Here is a 17,682-nt window from a genome sequence, read left to right as displayed (position 1 = left end):
ACGATCACCTTCCTTGCTGAGCCGACGATGCAGACAACCGGCACAGGATGTCAATGGTGGGATCGTGGCGCTCGCGACGCCCCTGCCGGGGTCAGAGGCCGTAGACGCGGGTGGCCGTCGCCGCGAAGACGTCGCGGATCTCCCCGGCGGATCGCCCGGCGAGCGCGTCCTGCCAGGTGGACAGCAGCGTGGGCAGGTCGGTCCAGAGCTTCTCGACGGGGAAGTTGCTGCCCCACATGCAGCGGCCGGAGCCGAACAGGTCCAGGCACGTGGCCGCCACCCGCTCGATGAGCGGCCGGTCCACGCGGTGCACGAAGGTGCCCTGGCCGGTGAGCTTCACCACGACGTTGGGCTGTTCGGCGAGGAGCCTCATGCCCCGCGTCCACCGCGCGACGGCGGGCGGGGCGGAGTCCACCGGCATCCCGGCGTGGACGAGCACGAACGTCAGCTGCGGGAGGCCGGCCACCAGCTCGGCGGCGTCGTCCATCTGGGCCGGGAACACCTGGAGCTCGAACAGCCAGCCGAGGTCGGCGACCACGGCGAGGTTGCGCCGGAAGACGGGGTCCCGCATGCGGTCGGGGGCGGCGGCGAAACGGAACTCGGGCCGCTCGTGCCAGTGCAGTTGCAGCCGGGTGCCGCGGACGAGCGGGGTGAGGGCGGCCTGGCGGCGCAGCACGTCGGGGGCGTCGTCGGCGAAGAGGTCGGCGCAGCCCACCACGGCGGTGGGCCAGCCGGTCTCGGCATGGACGTCCCGCAGCCAGCGCACCTCGTCCACGGAGCGGTCGAGCGGCCAGTTGGCCTGGACGTAGACCGCCGAGGAGATGCCGCAGGGGGCCGCCTCCGCGACGTACTCGGAGACGAGGTAGTCGCGGCGGATCGGCTCGTACGGGCCGAAGATGCGCGGGACCATCTCCCCTTGCAGCCAGGGCAGGTCGGCGGCGCGCCAGATGTGGTGGTGCGAGTCGACGATCCCGGTCATCGCGGTGCTCCCGAGGGGGTCGTGGGCCAGTGGCGCGCCGCGGTGTGGCGGCGGCCGGACAGGACGGCGGGCAGGCGGCGCACCTCGTCCAGCGCGGTGGCCAGGTCGCGGACGCCGCCGAGGTGATCGAGGCTCGGGAGCTGGGCGGACATGGCGCGCGTGGCGGGGCGGTAGGCGGGCGAGCAGGCCAGCGGGGACCACCAGACGAGCCGGTGGCCGAGCCGCGACAGCCGGGCGGTGGCGCGGACCATGGGGGCGGGGTCGCCGCGTTCGAGCCCGTCGGACAGGACGATCACGAGCGCGCCGCGGGCGAGCGCGGCGAAGCGCGGGTTGGCCAGGAAACGTTCCAGCGACGCGCCGATGGCCGTGCCTCCGTCGGCGTCCGTGACCAGCGCCGACACCGACGCCAGCGCCTGGCCGGCGTGCGGGTGCGCCAGCGCGGCGGTGACCCGGGTGAGCCGGGTGCCGAAGGTGAACACCTCGGTGCGGGCCGGCGCGGCGCGCAGCGCGGTGTGCGCCACCCGCAGGAGGTCCGGGGTGTGCTGCCGCAGCGAGCCCGAGACGTCGACCAGGATCAGCAGGCGGCGGGGGCGGGGCGGGCGGACGAGGTGGCGCAGCTCGATGATCTCCCCGTCGTGGCGGTGGGCGCGCCGCCACGCGTGCCGCACGTCCAGCCGGTCGCCCGACCCGCCCGACCGGGCCGGGCGGCGGCGCCGTGACGCGGTGGCGGGCAGCGCGGCGGGCCAGGCGGCTTCGAGGGCGCGCATGAGCGTGCCCTCGCGGGTCCGGCCGAAGTCCCGCGTGCCGTAGGTGCTCAGGGTGCTGGCCTCGGTGCCGTCACCCGGCCGGGCCTCGCCGGCCGGCGAATCGTCCTCGCCGGGACCGCCGGGGGACGGTACGCCGTCGTCCCTCGGGACCGGCGGGTCACCGGGGGCGCCGTGCCGGAACCAGGCGCCGAAGACGCGGTCGAAGGCGGGCAGGTCGGCCACGTCCTGGAGCAGGGTGACCCGGGCGGACCAGTACAGCGCGGTCATGCCGGACGGCGGGGACTCCGCGATCACCCGCAGCAGGTCGGCCCGCTTGGCCGGCGCGGTGCGGAGCCCGGCCTCGCGCAGCGCGGCCAGGAACCCCCACAGGTGATCCGCGGCGAGCCCGGCCGGATCGGCCCCCGTCCAGCCACTCGGGCGGGCGTCAGGCATCGCTGAACACGTCCTCGGCGTGGCCGAGGAGGAGCCGGGTGTCCTCCTCGTCCTTGATCAGCAGGCCGAGGGCCCGGCGCAGGGCCAGGGGCCACGGTTCGCCGCCCTCCGCCAGCGCCAGGGCGCCGCGGGCCCACTCCACCGACTCGGCGATGCCGGGCCGCTTGAGCAGCGGCAGCCCACGTACGCGCTGGACCGCCCGGACGAGCCCGTCGGCCGCGCGCTCCTCCAGCCCGGGCACGGACGCGCGGAGGATCGCCCGCTCGCGTCCCGGTTCGGGGAAGGCGATCCAGTGGTAGAGGCAGCGCCGCTTGAGCGCGTCGTGCAGCTCGCGCGTCCGGTTGGAGGTCAGCACCACGATCGGCGGCGTGCTCGCCCGCACGGTGCCGAGCTCCGGGATCGTGATCTGGTGGTCGCCGAGGAACTCCAGCAGGAACGCCTCGAACTCGCTGTCGGCCCGGTCGATCTCGTCGATCAGCAGCACCGCGCCCCGCTCGGCCTGTACGGCGCGCAGCAGCGGGCGGCGCAGCAGGAACTCCTCTCGGTACAGGTCGCCGACGTCCTGGCCGCGGCTCTCGGCCACCCGGACGTGGAGGAGCTGCTTGGGGTGGTCCCACTCGTAGAGGGCCTGGCCGGAGTCCAGCCCTTCGAAGCACTGCAGGCGGATCAGCTCCAGGCCGGTAATCCGCGACAGCACCGAGGCCACCTCGGTCTTCCCGACGCCCGGCTCGCCCTCCAGCAGCAGCGGCCGTCTCAGGCGCAGCGCCAGGTGGATGGCCGTGGACAGCCCTTCGTCCGCGAAATAGCCCTCCCTCTCGAGCGCCGCGGCCAGCTCGCCGGGGCCGGGGGTCACAGCTGCGCGTGCTCGGTGGTCAGCAGGTGGATGCGCGAGGAGGTGTGCGCGGACGCGTCGGCCGCCGCCGCCTTGCCGTGCTCGGAGCCGAACGCGGCGGCACGGGCGTCCTCGTCGTCGAAGTACAGCTCGTGCACCGAGTCGTACGCCGCGCCGTCGCCGTTGACGACGTTGACCGTGTACTTGCGCAGGCCGGGCAACTTCCTGGCGAACTCGACGTGTTCCTCCAAGGCCCACGTGGCGTAGTCGTCACGGGACAGGCCCTCGGCGCGCTTGAGCAGCGACATGACCTTCAGCATGGTTCCTCCGTCCTCAAGGCGTCCAGCCCTCGCAGGACGCGTTCCGGGGTGAACGGCATCGCCGTCAGGCGCACGCCGCAGGCATCGAAGATCGCGTTGGCGATGGCCGGGATCGGGGCGTTGGCCGTCATCTCGCCGATCCCCTTCGCTCCGTACGGCCCGTTCGCGGCCGGGCGTTCCAGGAGCAGGCTGTGCTGGACCGGGAGGTCGGCGGGCCCCGGCATCAGGTAGGAGGCGAAGTCGCGCGGACCGTGGTCGCGGAGCGGGTAGTACGGCTCGGTGGTCTCGAACAGGGCGTGCGACACGCCCATCCACGCCCCGCCCTCCACCTGCTGCGTCGCCATGGCCGGGTTGAGCGCCCTGCCCACCTCGTAGGTGTTGAACAGCTCCAGCACCTCGACCATCCCGGTCTCGTCGTCGACCTCGACGACGGCGACCGTGCACGCGTGCGCCTGGCAGGAGTCGGGGTCCATCTCCCCCGTCTCGGGGACGGGCGCGCTCGGCTCCTTGAGGTAGACGCCGCGGCCGGAGATCGTCCGCCCGTGCCTGAAGTGCGCGGCCATGGCCAGGTCGGTGACGTGGATGCGCTTGTCCTGCGCGCCCTTGACCATGACGAAGCCGCTGCCGTCGGTCTCCAGGTCCGCGGCGTCGACCTCCAGCTCCTCGGCGGCCACCTCCAGCATCACGCCGCGCGCCTCGGCCGCGGCCATGATGACGGCGTTGCCGACGCGGTGGCTGCCGCGGCTGGCGAAGGTGCCCATGCAGTGCGGGCCGGTGTCGGTGTCGGCGGTGTCGACGAGCACGTTCCCGATCGGCAGGCCGAGCGTCTCCGCGGCGCACTGGGCGGCGATCGTCTTGATGCCCTGGCCCAGGTCGACCGAGGAGAGCGAGACCACGAACGTGCCGGTGGTCGTGGCGTGGACCAGCGCCTGCGAGGGGTCGCCGCCCAGGTTCATGCCGGTGGGGTAGTTCACCGACGCGTACCCCCGGCCGCGCAGCTTCGCCATCGCTACAGCCCCTCTCGGGTCGTGGAGGACATCCTGCGGTACGCCTCGGGAAGCTCGTGGCCGGCCAGCTCCGCCGCCTTCTGGATCACCTCGACCAGGGCCGTGCCCTCGGCGATCTTGCGGTGGGCCTTGAGGTCGCCGTCGCGGTAGGCGTTGAGCAGCCGGAGCTGGAGCGGGTCCATGTCGAGGGCGCGGGCGATCCGGTCCATCTGCGACTCCAGCGCGAAGTCGGCTATGGTCACGCCGAACCCGCGCATGGCGCTGGACGGCGTGCGGTTGGTGAACACGCAGTGGCAGTCGGCCCACACGTTGGGGATGGCGTAGGGGCCGGGCAGGTGCGCGGCGGCCTTGGTGGTGCCGTACGGGCTGTGGCGGGCGTACGCGCCGGCGTCGACGTACAGGGTGACCTTGCGGCCGATGATGCGGCCGTCGTCCATCACGGCGTCCTTGATGGAGATGCGCTCGGCCGCGCGCGGCGAGGAGACCTGCATCTCCTCGGCCCGGTCGTAGACGAACTTGACCGGGCGGTCGACCGCCATCGCGGCGACGCACGCGATCGGCTCGGCCACCACGTCCACCTTGCCGCCGAAGCCGCCGCCGACCGTTCCGCCCACGATGCGCAGCCTGTTGAACGGCACGCCCAGGATCAGCGCGGTGTTGTCCAGGGTGAAGAAGCACGCCTGGGTGTCGGAGTGGATGCGCAGCCGCCCGTCGGCCTGCGGGACGACGACGCAGCCGGTGGTCTCGACGGGCGCCTGCTCGATCGGCGACGACTGGTAGCGCCACTCGAAGACGTGGTCGGCCCGGCCGAACGCCTCCTCCACGTCGCCGAACCGGATCCGCCGGCAGTGGTGGCCCTCGTAGACGAAGTGGTTCTGCCCCTGGTACTCGTTGACCAGCGGCGCGCCCTCCTTCAGCGCCTCCTCGACGTCGAAGACGGGCGGCAGGTCCTCGTAGCCGACCTCGATCCTGGCCGCGCCCTCCAGCGCGGCCGCCTCGGTCTCGGCGACCACGGCGCAGATGGGCTCGCCGAGGTAGCGCACCTTGTCCACGGCGAGGACGGGCTCGTCGTCCGGCTCGACGCCGATCAGCTTGAGCACGGTGTAGACGTTGTTCGGGACGTCGGCGTGGGTGAGGACGCGCAGCACGCCGGGCACGGCCAGCGCCCCGGTCACGTCCACGTGGGCGATCCTCGCGTGGTGCCGGGCCGAGCGGTGCATCCTGAGGTGCGCGAGCCGCGGCGGAGCCACGTCCTCGAAGAACTCGGTGCGTCCCGTGACGTGCCCGCGCGCGTCGGCGCGCTGCACCACCGAGCCGATGACGGTGAGGTGGCCGCCGTCCCGCTCGGCCGCGAAGGCGCCGGTGTCGATGGGGGCGGGCCGGTACGTCATCGCGGCACCTCCTGCTCCCGGCGCCGCCTGGCCGCCTCCATGATGGCGACCACGATGGGCCGGTAGCCGGTGCACCGGCAGACGTTGCCCGAGATCGCCTCGATGACGTCGTCCTCGCCGGGGTCGGGGTTCCGGTCGAGCAGCGCCTCGGCGACCATGATCATGCCGGAGGTGCAGAAGCCGCACTGGGTGGCGAAGCAGTCGATGAAGGCGCTCTGCACCTCGTCCAGCTCGCCTCCGGCGGTGACACCCTCCAGCGTGCGGACGGATCCGCCCGCGACGGTCTCCACCGCGACCAGGCAGGCGGCCTCGGGCAGGCCGTCGACGAGGACCGTGCAGGTGCCGCAGGCGCCCTGCGCGCAGCCTCGTTTGGCCGCGATCAGCCCCAGCGATTCGCGCAGGCAGGCGAGCAGCGTGGTCCCCGGCGCGGCGATGAACTCCCGCCGCTCACCGTTGACGACGAGCGAGACGATCTGTGACGGCACGATCCCACCTCTTCTGGTGCGGGCGCTTCACGGGGGAGGACACGGCTGGTGCCGGCGCTTCACGGGAGGAAGGCACGGCGCAGGTGCACGGGCAGGACTCGCGCCCGGTACCACGCGCTGGCGTAGGCGTCGTCGAAGGGGTCGATGTCGGCGCGGGCCGCCTCGCCCGCCTCGGTGAGGCTCTCCGGTGTCAGCGGCCGGCCGCTCAGCAGGCGTTCCGCGGACACCGCGCGCACGGGACGCGGGGCGAGGCCGCCCAGCGCGATCCGGCGGTCGCCGGCCGAGGTCACGGAGGCGACGGTGACGATGGCCGCCGAGTTCAGGCGGCGGCGCATGGCCTTGTGGTAGTGCCAGGCTCCCGGCTCCGGCAGCGTGACCCGTACGGCGACGACCACCTCGCCCGCGGCGATCCCTGCGGCCAGGACGTCGGCCACCGGCGCTGCTCTCCGGCCTGCCGGGCCGGCGATCTCGCAGGTCGCGTCGAGGGCGAGCAGGCAGACGGCCAGGTCGCCGTACGGCTGCGCGACGAACAGGTTGCCGCCCACGGTGGCCTGGTTCCTGATGGTCGGCGAGGCGATGGTGCGCAGCGCCGGCCGCAGGAAGGCGAGGCCGGGGTGCTCGCCCACGGCGGTGAGCGTGGCCGCGGCCCCGATGGTGGCCACCCCGTCGTTCACCTCGACGCCGCCGAGCCCGGCGCGGCGCAGGCTGACCAGTTCGGTCGCTGCCGCGGACCCGCCGGCGACCAGGGGCATGACGACCGTGCCTCCGCCCATGATCTGACCGCCCCGCGCCGAGCAGGCGACCACGCCGTCGAGGGACTCCGGTACGTGCACCGCCTGGATCGCCATGCGCGGCCTCCTTGCGCCGAGGTTCCCCTGATTATCGATAATTGATTATCGACAGGAAGGCGTCAAGAGATCGTGCTTCATCGATAATCGGTAGGATCGTTCCCGTGACCGAAGAGCCCTCCAAGCTGCCGCGTCTCACGCTGGCCCGGCAGATCCGCGACTCGCTGGTCGGCAGGATCGTCTCCGGCCAGGTCAGGCCCGGTGAGCGGCTGGTGGAGACGCGGCTCGCGGCCACCTACGGCACCAGCCAGGCGCCCGTACGCGAGGCGCTGCGCGAGCTGGAGGCCATGCGGCTGGTGGAGACCCAGCCGCGCAGGGGCACCTTCGTGCGGCCCTTCATCCAGGAGACGCTGCGCGAGAGCTATGTCGTGCGCGCCGCGCTGGAGGAGACGGCCACCCGGCTGGCCCTGCTGGCCGGCACCGTGCCGGTGGAGTCGCTGCGGGCCGACGTGGAGGCGATGCGGACCGCCGCCGCACGCGGCGACAGCGAGGCGGCGACCCGGGCGAGCGTGTCCTTCCACCGGCACATCGTCGAGGCCGCGCACAACGAGCTGCTCAAGCTCACCTGGGAGGGCCTGCAGATCGAGGCACGCACGTCGGTCACGATGGTCGCGACCGAGGTCGACCTGCACGACATCGTCCGCGACCACGCCGAGCTGCTGGCCGCGATCGAGGGCGGTGACCTGGAGACGGCGTGCCGTCAGGCCCGCGACCACCAGTGGCACTACGCCGACCTCCCGCACGACGCCCACGGGCGCATGCGCGACTCAGCGACGGGCTGACCGCGCCGCCCTGGCCGCCCTGGCCGCCCTGGCCGCCCTGGCCGGCGGCGTGCTTTCCGGCTCGGCGACGGGCCGGTCGGGTCACGCGCCGCCCGGCCCGGTGGTGCGCTTCGCAGGCTCGGCCACGGGGTGGCCGGGTCACGCGCCGCCCGGCTCGGCGGCGCGCTCCCACATCGACCTCATCTCGTCGAACCCCTGCTCCATGATCTCCACCATGGCCTGCCTGGCCCGCTCGCCGTCGCGCCGCTGGATCGCGTGGGCCACGTCGGTGTGCAGTTGCAGCGCCTGCTCGTCCGGGTAGTGGGGCATCAGGTGATAGTGGTGACGGCCGGCGAGCACCTCGGCGACGATCAGCTGCAGCTCCTCGAACATCTCGTTGCCCGAGGCGGCCAGCACCCGCCGGTGGAAGTCGATGTCGAGGACGAGGAAGCGCGCCTCGTCACCGGCCTTGCCGGCGGCCCACAGCTTGGCCGAGACCCCGACTAACTCGCTCGCCTCGTCGTCGTCGATCCGCTCGGCGGCGAGCGAAGCGGCGTGCGGCTCGATCGCGGTGCGCAGCTCGGTGATCGAGCGCAGCTGCGCCATCCGGGCGTCGGAGGCGAGCCGCCAGCGGATCACCCGTGGATCGAAGACCTTCCACGCCTTGGCCGGCTGGATCATGACACCGACCCGGCGCCGGGACTCGATGAGCCCCATGGAGGCGAGCACCCGCAGCACCTCGCGGATCACCGAGCGGGAGACCTGGCAGCGGTCGACCAGGTCGTCGATGCTCAGGACGGAACCGGCGGCCATCTCGCCGCTGCAGATGGCGGTGCCGAGGTGGTCGAGGACACGCGCGTGCAGCCCAGCCTCGGCAGGGGCACGCTGGGTGGGTGCGCCCCCTGGGGCTGAAGACTGATCCACAGGATAAAGCATATCAGTTAGAAGTCAGCTCTTGAATAAATCAGCTTATTTGTCCTAGCATCCCGGCATTAAGCGGATGCTATGAGAGCGTGGCGCTGTTCCGGGGGGGCTGCGGCCATGACAGAAAGGCGATATGACGTGCGACGACGTCGATCGATACTCGGTACATCTCTGGCCGTGGTCGTGGCCATGGGCCTGTCCGCCTGCGGCGGTGGCGGCGACGACGCCGGCGCGTCCAAGACGATCCGGGTCACCCTGGCCAACCACGTGTGGACGGAGAACGTCAAGAAGGCGCTGCCCGAGTTCGAGAAGCAGACCGGGCTCAAGGTCGAGGTCACCCAGCTCGGCGAGGACCAGCTCTCCGACCAGTACAACGTCAAGCTGAACGCGGGCTCGGCCGACATCGACGTGATGATGTACCGCCCGCTGCAGGAGGGCAAGCTCTTCGCCAAGAACAAGTACCTCGCCGACCTGTCCGCCCAGGTGAAATCCGAGACCTGGGACTTCAGCGACTTCCAGGCCGGCCCGGTCGAGGCCACCACGTACGAGGGCAAGCCGGTCGGGATCCCGATCATCACCGAGCAGGAGGTCCTCTACTACCGCAAGGACCTGCTCGACAAGGCCGGCCTGAGCGCCCCGCCGAAGACCCTCGACGAGCTGAAGGCCGCGGCCGCCAAGATCAAGGCCGCCGAGCCCGACGTCGCCGGCTTCGTCTCCCGCACCGGCAAGTCCACGGCGGTCACCCAGTTCTCCAGCTTCCTCTACAGCTTCGGCGGCGACTTCGTCGACGGCGGCGGCAAGGCCGCGGTCAACAGCGCGGCGGCCAAGCAGGCCTACGCCTACTACGGCGGGCTGATCAAGGACTCCGGCCCGGCGAACGTCAGCACCGACATGGGCTGGCCCGAGGCGATGGCCATCTTCACCCAGGGCAAGGCCGCCTTCTACACCGAGGCGAACTCGCTCTACAAGAACGCCACCGACCCGGCCAAGTCCAAGGTCTCGGACAACGTGGGCTTCGCCCCGTTCCCGGCCGGTCCCGCCGGTTCCAAGCCGTACAACATCCCGTCGTGGGCGCTGGGCATCAACGACAGCTCCGAGAACACGGACAACGCCTGGAAGTTCATCGAGTGGGCCACCGGCAAGGAGCAGACGCTCGCCCAGCAGAAGTCCGGCGTGCCGGGCGCCCGCACCTCCGTCTGGGCCGACCCCGAAGGCACCTCCACCTTCCCGGACGACCTGGCGGAGGCCATCGCGGCCAGCACCAAGGACGGGGTCGGGCATGACCGGCCGCTGGTCGTCCAGGTCGCCGAGGCCCGCGAGATCGTCGGCCAGCCGATCGTGGACGCGATCACCGGCAAGGACGCCGGCGCGTCCGCCGACACGGCCAACGCCGCGTTCCAGAAGTTCCTGGACGACGAGGCCAAGTAGGCGGAACACGCGGGTGGCGAGGGCGAGCGCCCGCCACCCGCGTACCCCGCCCCTCCCTGGAGACCCCATGGCAACGATCACGACCAAGGCGCCGCGCGGCACGCCCACCGCCCCCGGCACGCCCGGCTGGGTGAGCTGGGTCAACGACCACCGCAAATGGCTCTTCGCCGCGCCCGCGATGACCTTCGTCGCCGCGCTGCTCGTCTTCCCCCTGGCCTGGACCGGCTACCTCAGCCTGACCGACGCCGAGGGGTCCGTGCGCGCGGAGAGCGAGTTCGTGGGCCTGCAGAACTACCTCGACGTGCTCTCCGACACCGCACGGTTCTGGCCCGCCGTCGGCAGGACCGCCGCCTTCACCGGCGTCGCGCTGCTGTTCGAGGTGGTCCTCGGAATGGCGATCGCCCTGCTGCTCTGGCGGCCGTTCAAGGCCCAGAAGTGGGTACGCGTCGCCATCCTGCTGCCGCTGGTCGCCACCCCCGTCGCGGTCGGCATGATGTGGCGGCTCATCTTCGACCCGAACATCGGCCTGGCCAACCAGCTGCTCGGCTGGTTCGGCATCGGGCCGCAGCCGTGGCTCGCCGGCCAGTACACGGCCCTGCCCACCACGATCTTCATCGACGTGTGGCAGTGGACGCCGATGGTGACGCTGATCCTGCTGGCCGGGCTGACATCGCTGTCGGACGAGCCGCAGGAGGCGGCGCGCATCGACGGCGCCAGCACCTGGCAACGTTTCCGGCACGTCACCCTGCCGCTGCTGGCGCCCACGCTGACCGTGGCGATCCTGCTGCGCGGCATCGACGCGCTGAAGACCTTCGACATCCTCTACGCCACCAAGGGGCGGGGCGGCGGCTCGTTCCACGAGGTGGAGACCCTCAACGTGTACGCCTACGGCCTCAGCTTCGACTACAACGAGTACGGCGTCTCCTCCACCGTCCTCATCCTCTTCTTCCTGATCATCATCGGGGCCATGTGGGCCCTGACCGCCCGGCGCAAGGAGGCCGACCGATGAGGCCACGGCCCGCGTACCGGGTGTTCCGGGTGGTGGCGCTCACCGTGGTGGTGCTCACGCTGATCGCGCCACTGGTCTGGATGGTCGCCGCGTCGTTCAAGACCAACGTCGACATCTACGATCCAGGCAAGGCGCTGGTCTTCTCCCCCACCGTGGCCAACTACGCCAAGGTGCTCCAGCAGGCGAACTACGTCGAGTTCATCGCCAACAGCCTCTGGGTGGCGTTCGCCGCCACCGTGGCGTCGCTGGTCCTCGGCCTGCCGGCGGCGTACTCGATGAGCCGGTTCAACATGAAGAAGTCCGCGCTGGTGGTGCTGATGGCCCGGGTCATCCCCGGCGTCTCGCTCCTGGTGCCCTGGTTCTACGTCTTCTCCAACCTGAAGATGGTCGGCGGCTTCGGGGTGCTGATCATCAGCCACATGTTCGTCTCGCTGCCGCTGGTCGTCTACATCATGATGGGCTATTTCGACAGCCTGCCGGCGGAGCTGGAGGAGGCGGCGCTGGTCGACGGGCTGACCCACATCGGCGCGTTCCGGCGCATCACGCTGCCGCTGTCCATGCCGGGGATCGCCACCGCCGGGATCCTGTCCTTCATCTTCTCCTGGAACAACTTCATGTTCGCGCTCGTGCTCTCCGACGCCGGCACCAAGACCCTGCCCGTGGCGATCTTCGACTTCGTCGGCTACGCCAGCATCGACTGGGGCGGCCTGATGGCGGCCACCACCGTGGTGACGCTGCCGATCATGGTGATCGCGCTGTTCGTGCAGAAGTACGTGGTCTCCGGCCTCACGGCCGGCGCGACGAAGGGCTGACCGGCATGACGACCATCGCACGCATCGAGACCTTCCTGGTCGCCCCCCGCTGGCTCTTCGTCCGGGTGGAGACCGGCTCCGGGATCGTCGGATGGGGCGAGGCCACCTGCGAGGGGCGGTCCGAGACCGTCCGCGCCGCCGTGCACCAGCTCGCCGAGCTGCTGGTCGGCCGGGACGCGCTGCGCATCGAGGACCACTGGCAGGTGATGACCAAGGGCTCGTTCTACCGGGGCGGCCCGATCCTGGCCAGCGCCGTGGCGGGCCTCGACCAGGCGCTCTGGGACATCGCGGGCAAACACTTCGGCGCGCCCGTGCACCAGCTGCTCGGCGGCCCGGTCAGGGACCGCGTCCGGGTGTACGGCTGGGTCGGCGGCGACGAGCCCGCCGAGGTGCGCGACCACATCGCCGCCCAGGTGGAGGCCGGGCTCACCGCGGTGAAGATGAACGCCTCCGGCAGGATGAGCCCGGTCGCGTCGGCCGCCGAGCTGGACGGCGTGGTCGCCCGGGTGGCCGCCGCCCGCGAGGTGCTCGGCGACCACCGCGACGTCGCCGTGGACCTGCACGGGCGGTTCACCCTGGCCAACGCCCGCCGGCTGGCGCCGCTGCTGGAGCCGTACCGGCCGCTGTTCATCGAGGAGCCGGTCGTCCCGGAGAACTCCCACCTCATCGGCGAGTTCGTCCGCTCGACCACGGTCCCGGTGTCGACCGGGGAACGGCTCTACAGCCGGCAGGAGTTCCTGCCCGTCCTCCAGGCCGGCATCGCGGTCGCCCAGCCGGACCTCTCGCACGCCGGAGGCATCACCGAGGTACGCAAGATCGCCGCGCTCGCCGACGTGTACGACGTGCAGCTCGCGCCGCACTGCCCGCTCGGCCCGATCGCGCTCGCGGCCTGCCTGCAGGTCGGCTTCGCCACGCCGAACTACCTGATCCAGGAGCAGAGCCTCGGCATCCACTACAACCGCGGCGCCGACGTGCTCGACTACTGCGCCGACAAGACCCCGTTGACCTTCGTGGACGGGCACGTCGAGCGGCTCACCGCGCCCGGCCTGGGCATCGAGATCGACGATGCGCAGGTCCGTGCCGCCGACAAGAAGGGGCACGCCTGGCGCAGCCCCGTGTGGCGGCACCGGGACGGCTCCTACGCGGAATGGTGACATGTCCCAGCATCACCAGCGGGGCTGCCGCGCGTACGCGGCCCGCGGCCCGGCCCCGTCCCCCGCTCGCACCACCCGTGAGAAAGGCACCACGTGAAGATCACCGCTGCGGACGTCATCGTCACCAGCCCCGACCGCAACTTCGTCACCCTCAGGATCACGACGGATGACGGGATCACCGGACTGGGCGACGGCACCCTCAACGGCCGTGAGCTGTCGGTCGCGTCGTACCTGGCCGACCACGTCGTCCCCCTGCTGATCGGGCGCGACCCGCACCGTATCGAGGACACCTGGCAGTTCCTCTACCGCTCGGCGTACTGGCGGCGCGGGCCCGTCACCATGGCCGCCATCGCGGCCGTCGACGTGGCGCTCTGGGACATCAAGGCCAAGGCCGCCGGGATGCCGCTCTACCAGTTGCTCGGCGGCGCCTCCAGGAACGGGATCATGGCGTACGGGCACGCCTCGGGCCGGGACCTGCCCGAGCTGTTCGACTCGATCCGCCGGCACCTGGAGCTGGGATACCGCTCGATCCGGGTGCAGACCTCCGTTCCTGGCATCGACGCCGTGTACGGCGTGGCCGCCCAGCCGAGCGTCGACGGCAGGCGCTACGACTACGAGCCGGCCCAGCGCACCGCGCTCCCCGCGGAGGAGGACTGGGACACCCGCGCCTACCTGCGCCACCTGCCCGGCGTGTTCGAGGCGGTGCGGGGCGAGTTCGGGCCCGAGCTGCCGCTGCTGCACGACGGGCACCACCGGATGACCCCCATCCAGGCCGCCAAGCTCGGCAAGGCCCTCGAACCGTACGACCTGTTCTGGCTGGAGGACTGCACGCCGGCGGAGAACCAGGAGGCGCTGCGCCTGGTCCGGCAGCACACCACGACCCCGCTCGCCATCGGCGAGGTCTTCAACACCGTGTGGGACTACCAGACGCTGATCCGCGAGCAGCTCATCGACTACGTGCGCTCCGCCGTCACCCACACCGGCGGGATCACGGCCATGCGGAAGCTGCTCGACTACGCCGCTCAATACCAGATCAAGTCCGGCATCCACGGCCCGACCGACATCTCGCCGGTCGGCATGGCCGCCGCCCTGCACCTGGATCTCGCGATCCACAACTTCGGCATCCAGGAGTACATGCAGCACGGCGCCGCCACCGACGAGGTGTTCCGGCAGTCGTTCACCTTCGCCGACGGCTACCTGCACCCGGGCGAGCTGCCGGGGCTCGGCGTGGAGCTCGACGAGGAGGCCGCGGCGCGCTTCCCGTACCAGGCGGCGTACCTGCCGTTCAACCGGCTCAAGGACGGCACCGTCCACGACTGGTGAGCCGCGGTCCGCCCGGCTCATCGCGGTGCCGGGGGGACGCGCTTGTCCCGGGTGCTACCAGAACTTCACTTCGGGGTACTTCCCTGATGGCTTGTCCAGGACGGGCCGGCGCTCGCCCTTGAGGTGCGTGTCGAGGAACGCGGTGACGTACGTACGCGTGATCTTCAGGGCGCGCCTGCCGTCGATCGGCGTCTTGGGCAGCCCGAGCTGCGGCTGCAGCACCGCAAAGTCCATGAAGCTCATGTGGTCGGCGCCGGTCACGGTCAGCCAGCGCTTCCCGTCGCCCTTCACGTGCGGCCAGAACTGGTCCCACGAGCCGTCCTTGCCGCCCGACTCCGGCTGGTGCCGGGGATTGCCGATCATCATGAAGGGCTTGGCCACCGGCTTGGCCGGCGTCTTGGGGTTGTAGGTGCCGTCGAGGTTGACCGCGGCCTTGATCCGCCCCGACACCGGCAGCAGGTGCGCCGCGCTCTGGCCCCCGACCGAGTGGCCCACCATGGCGATCCTCCTCTCGTCGATCAGCCGGTTCCAGCGCTTGTCCGCTTTCAACCGCTTGAGAACGAACTCGGTGTCCGCGGCCCGCACCCGGGCCACCTTCTCACCCGTCTCAGGAGTCTGACCGGCCTTGCCCGCCTCGAAGGTGACGGTCCTGCCGTCAGGGAAGGTGGTGGCCAGCGACTCGTAGGTGTGCTCGATCCCCGCCACCAGGTAGCCGCGGCTGGCGAACTCCTCGGCCAGCGAGGTCATGCTCGCGCGGGGCAGCGTCATGCCGGGAGACAGGACCACCAGGGGCCAGCCGCCTTTCCGCTGCCGCGCGGGAGCTCCGGCGCGGGCGTGCGTCACGGTCCTGGCGAGCGTGTCCGCCGGCACGTCCTCCAGCCGCGGCTCGCTCCTGATGATCAGCTCCGACTCCTGCGGCGTGAGGTACGGGGCGCGCTTCCCCGCCGCCTTCCGCGCCGGGTACCAGATCGAGACCATCAGCTCGCGCGCGTCCCGGTCGGCGACCCAGGGGTCGGGACGGCTGGAATCGATCAGGTGCAGGTCGGTCTTGCCGACCGGGTGGTCGCCGGTCGGCGCCGGCAGGGCGGTGGCGGGCGCGGCGGCCTCGGCCGGGGTCACGCCCAGGGTGGTCAGTGATGCGGAAAGCGCGAGCACGCTCGCGGCCACGGTCTTCTTCATGCGCTCAACCGTGCCGCGCGGCGGCGGGGAACCGTCCCCGGCGAAAGTCACACGGCCCCTGCGACTTTCGTAGGGGATGGCCGATCCGGCAGGCGCATCGCCGCCGTCAGGGGCGCTCGGGCGGCCGCGGGACCAGCAGCCCCCGGTTGAACGCCTCGCTGACGGCGGCGGCACGGTCGTTCACCCCGAGCTTGGCGTAGATGTTGAGCATGTGCGACTTGATGGTCGCCTCGGTGAGGAACAACCGCGCCGCCGCCTCCCGGTTCGTGGCCCCGGCCGCCACGAGCTGGAGCACTTCGACCTCGCGCGGGCTGAGCGGCCCGGGAACGGGCGCGCGCACGCGGTTCATCAGCAGCGCCGCCACCGACGGCGCGAGCACCGCCTCGCCGCGGGCCGCCGCCCGGACCGCGCGCGACAACTCGTCGCGGGGAGCGTCCTTGAGGAGGTATCCGGTGGCGCCCGCCTCGATCGCAGGAAGCACGTGGCTGTCGGTGTCGTACGTCGTCAGCACCAGCACGCGGGCCTCGCTCCCTCGCTCGGCGAGCTGCCTGATCGCGCTCACGCCGTCGATGCCGGGCATCCGCAGGTCCATGAGGATCACGTCGGGGCGCAACGTCAGGGCCAGCCGTACCGCCTCGGCTCCGTCGGCGGCCTCCCCGAGCACGTCGAACTCGGGGTCGCGGGCGAACATGCTGCTCAGCCCGTCTCTGACCACCGGGTGATCGTCCACGATCAGCAGCCCGATCGGGTGGCTCACGCTCATGCCTCCGCCCGCTCCGAGGGGACGCGGGCCGAGATGCCCGTCCCGGCGCCCGGCTCCGACTCGATCTGCAGGGTGCCGGCGACGCTCTCGATCCGCTGCCGCATCGCGATCAGCCCGAACCCGCCGCGATCGGCCCGCGGGCTTTCGCCGGCGGTGTCGAGCCTCGCCGGGTCGAAACCGCCGCCGTCGTCGCGGACGTCCAGAGCCGCCTCGTGCTCCAGATACGACAGGGTCACCCCCACCCTGGTCGCCCGCGCGTGCTTGGCCACGTTGGCCAGGGCCTCCTGCGCGATCCTGAGCAGCGCGGCCTCGGCCTCCGGCCGGATCGGCCGCGCCGTACCGGTCGTCGTGACCTGGACGCGGATCTCGTGCAGCACCGACCAGCGCTCGGCGACGCCCGCCAGCGCCTCGCCCAGCCGCGCCGAGCGCAGCGGCTCCGGACGCAGCGCGTGCACCGACCGCCGCGCCTCCGACAGGCTCTCCCTGGCCAGCCCGGTCGCGGCGGCGACGTGCCGGCGCCATCCCGGCGGGTCGTCGCCGGCGTGCTCGGCCGCGCGCAACTGGCTGATGATGCCGGTGAAACCCTGCGCCAGCGTGTCGTGGATCTCCCGCGCCATCCGCTGCCGCTCGTCCTGCACCCCGGCGTCGCGTGCCCGCGCCAGCAGTTGCTCGTGCAGGGCCGCGTTCTCCGCCAGCGACGCCACCAGTTTGCGGTTCGCCTCGCGCGCCTCGTCGAGCGCGCGGTCCCGCTCCTCGTTCCGCTCGTCGTCGCGCCAGGCGAACCAGGCGAAGGTGCACATGGGAATGACGTTCGCGGCGATGACGGCGCCGTAGGTGACCAGGCCGGCGACCGTGGTCTTGTCGACGCCGTACGCCTGCGCCGTGCCCGCCACCGCGCCCACCGCGGCGATGCCGACCGGCTGCCACGGCCACGGCAGGACGTGGAAGCCGTAGATGTAGACGGCGGGGGTGAAGAAGCCGAACCACGGCGACCTCACCACGAGGACCGCCCAGAGCACGACCAGCACGGCGAAGAAGACCGCCATCACCCGCACCCGCCGGCGCCAGGCCGGGCGGAGCGTGTAGACCCCCAGCATCCACGCCGCCAGCAGCGCGGGCAGGACGAGGTCGGTGAGCCCGGACGCGTCGGACGCCGGCCGGCCGGCCACGGTGACCGCGGTCAGGAACGCCAGCAGCGCGTACGGCCCGACGGCCGTCAGCACGGGCCACCGTGCCACGGGGTCGTTCATCCGCCTCCTCCTCCCGCG

18 protein-coding genes are annotated in these 17,682 nt (G+C 71.9%); 6 read left to right on the top strand and 12 right to left on the bottom strand.

Annotated elements, in window-relative coordinates:
* Nucleotides 1-91: 91 nt before the first annotated feature.
* The 8 genes from ABGB14_RS04825 to ABGB14_RS04790 are packed head-to-tail and all read right to left on the bottom strand — an operon-like array spanning nucleotide 92 to nucleotide 7,061.
* The gene (locus tag ABGB14_RS04825) at nucleotides 92-979 is read right to left on the bottom strand and encodes an amidohydrolase family protein (protein WP_347642297.1); all 888 of its coding nucleotides are present in this window, start codon (nucleotides 977-979) and stop codon (nucleotides 92-94) included.
* Complete coding sequence (locus tag ABGB14_RS04820; protein WP_347642296.1) at nucleotides 976-2,178, bottom strand: VWA domain-containing protein; 1,203 nt, start codon at nucleotides 2,176-2,178, stop codon at nucleotides 976-978. The genes ABGB14_RS04825 and ABGB14_RS04820 overlap by 4 nt, the downstream gene beginning before the upstream one ends.
* Nucleotides 2,171-3,031: a MoxR family ATPase gene (locus ABGB14_RS04815; RefSeq protein ID WP_347642295.1), complete on the bottom strand. Its 861-nt coding sequence runs from the start codon at nucleotides 3,029-3,031 to the stop codon at nucleotides 2,171-2,173. Before ABGB14_RS04815 ends, ABGB14_RS04820 begins: the two co-directional genes overlap by 8 nt.
* The gene (locus ABGB14_RS04810) at nucleotides 3,028-3,330 is read right to left on the bottom strand and encodes an EthD family reductase (RefSeq protein WP_347642294.1); all 303 of its coding nucleotides are present in this window, start codon (nucleotides 3,328-3,330) and stop codon (nucleotides 3,028-3,030) included. Before ABGB14_RS04810 ends, ABGB14_RS04815 begins: the two co-directional genes overlap by 4 nt.
* Entirely contained in the window at nucleotides 3,324-4,337 is a 1,014-nt protein-coding gene (locus ABGB14_RS04805; protein WP_347642293.1) for a molybdopterin cofactor-binding domain-containing protein, read from the bottom strand. The genes ABGB14_RS04810 and ABGB14_RS04805 overlap by 7 nt, the downstream gene beginning before the upstream one ends.
* A 2-nt stretch (nucleotides 4,338-4,339) precedes the next feature.
* On the bottom strand, nucleotides 4,340-5,728 hold the full coding sequence (locus ABGB14_RS04800; protein ID WP_347642292.1) for a molybdopterin cofactor-binding domain-containing protein: 1,389 nt from the start codon (nucleotides 5,726-5,728) through the stop codon (nucleotides 4,340-4,342).
* Nucleotides 5,725-6,213: a (2Fe-2S)-binding protein gene (locus ABGB14_RS04795; RefSeq protein ID WP_347642291.1), complete on the bottom strand. Its 489-nt coding sequence runs from the start codon at nucleotides 6,211-6,213 to the stop codon at nucleotides 5,725-5,727. The genes ABGB14_RS04800 and ABGB14_RS04795 overlap by 4 nt, the downstream gene beginning before the upstream one ends.
* Before the next feature lie 59 nt (nucleotides 6,214-6,272).
* The gene (locus ABGB14_RS04790; RefSeq protein ID WP_347642290.1) at nucleotides 6,273-7,061 is read right to left on the bottom strand and encodes an FAD binding domain-containing protein; all 789 of its coding nucleotides are present in this window, start codon (nucleotides 7,059-7,061) and stop codon (nucleotides 6,273-6,275) included.
* Between the two features lie 104 nt (nucleotides 7,062-7,165).
* On the opposite strand from ABGB14_RS04790, the gene ABGB14_RS04785 reads away from it, so the two are divergent.
* On the top strand, nucleotides 7,166-7,843 hold the full coding sequence (locus ABGB14_RS04785; protein WP_347642289.1) for a GntR family transcriptional regulator: 678 nt from the start codon (nucleotides 7,166-7,168) through the stop codon (nucleotides 7,841-7,843).
* Nucleotides 7,844-7,981: 138 nt separating this feature from the next.
* On the opposite strand, the gene ABGB14_RS04780 is transcribed toward ABGB14_RS04785, so the two are convergent.
* Nucleotides 7,982-8,746: an FCD domain-containing protein gene (locus ABGB14_RS04780; protein ID WP_347642288.1), complete on the bottom strand. Its 765-nt coding sequence runs from the start codon at nucleotides 8,744-8,746 to the stop codon at nucleotides 7,982-7,984.
* A gap of 138 nt (nucleotides 8,747-8,884) precedes the next feature.
* Between ABGB14_RS04780 and ABGB14_RS04775 the strand changes: the two genes are divergently transcribed.
* The 5 genes from ABGB14_RS04775 to manD all read left to right on the top strand — a co-directional run bounded on the left by ABGB14_RS04775 (nucleotide 8,885) and on the right by manD (nucleotide 14,472).
* Nucleotides 8,885-10,174 carry a sugar ABC transporter substrate-binding protein gene (locus tag ABGB14_RS04775; RefSeq protein ID WP_347642287.1) on the top strand — a complete coding sequence of 430 codons (1,290 nt, stop codon included), beginning with the start codon at nucleotides 8,885-8,887 and terminating at the stop codon, nucleotides 10,172-10,174.
* A 67-nt stretch (nucleotides 10,175-10,241) separates the two neighbouring features.
* The gene (locus ABGB14_RS04770) at nucleotides 10,242-11,183 is read left to right on the top strand and encodes a sugar ABC transporter permease (protein ID WP_347642286.1); all 942 of its coding nucleotides are present in this window, start codon (nucleotides 10,242-10,244) and stop codon (nucleotides 11,181-11,183) included.
* Entirely contained in the window at nucleotides 11,180-11,995 is an 816-nt protein-coding gene (locus tag ABGB14_RS04765) for a carbohydrate ABC transporter permease (protein ID WP_347642285.1), read from the top strand. Before ABGB14_RS04770 ends, ABGB14_RS04765 begins: the two co-directional genes overlap by 4 nt.
* Nucleotides 11,996-12,000: 5 nt before the next feature.
* Entirely contained in the window at nucleotides 12,001-13,149 is a 1,149-nt protein-coding gene (gene dgoD / locus ABGB14_RS04760; RefSeq protein WP_347642284.1) for a galactonate dehydratase, read from the top strand.
* Between the two features lie 93 nt (nucleotides 13,150-13,242).
* A complete protein-coding gene (gene manD / locus ABGB14_RS04755; RefSeq protein ID WP_347642283.1) occupies nucleotides 13,243-14,472 on the top strand; it encodes a D-mannonate dehydratase ManD in 1,230 nt (409 codons plus the stop codon).
* A gap of 54 nt (nucleotides 14,473-14,526) precedes the next feature.
* On the opposite strand, the gene ABGB14_RS04750 is transcribed toward manD, so the two are convergent.
* The 3 genes from ABGB14_RS04750 to ABGB14_RS04740 all read right to left on the bottom strand — a co-directional run bounded on the left by ABGB14_RS04750 (nucleotide 14,527) and on the right by ABGB14_RS04740 (nucleotide 17,664).
* A complete protein-coding gene (locus ABGB14_RS04750) occupies nucleotides 14,527-15,651 on the bottom strand; it encodes an alpha/beta hydrolase (RefSeq protein ID WP_347642282.1) in 1,125 nt (374 codons plus the stop codon).
* Between the two features lie 106 nt (nucleotides 15,652-15,757).
* Nucleotides 15,758-16,414 (bottom strand): response regulator transcription factor, encoded by a 657-nt coding sequence (locus ABGB14_RS04745; RefSeq protein WP_347642281.1) that lies wholly within the window; start codon nucleotides 16,412-16,414, stop codon nucleotides 15,758-15,760.
* A complete protein-coding gene (locus tag ABGB14_RS04740) occupies nucleotides 16,411-17,664 on the bottom strand; it encodes a sensor histidine kinase (RefSeq protein WP_347642280.1) in 1,254 nt (417 codons plus the stop codon). Before ABGB14_RS04740 ends, ABGB14_RS04745 begins: the two co-directional genes overlap by 4 nt.
* Between the last annotated feature and the right edge of the window lie 18 nt (nucleotides 17,665-17,682).

The organism is Nonomuraea sp. B10E15 (assembly GCF_039871615.1).
In the GTDB taxonomy this organism is placed as follows: Bacteria; Actinomycetota; Actinomycetes; order Streptosporangiales; family Streptosporangiaceae; genus Nonomuraea.
The sequence above is the reverse complement of the archived record's forward strand: the minus strand, read 5'-3'. Positions and strand labels throughout refer to the sequence as shown.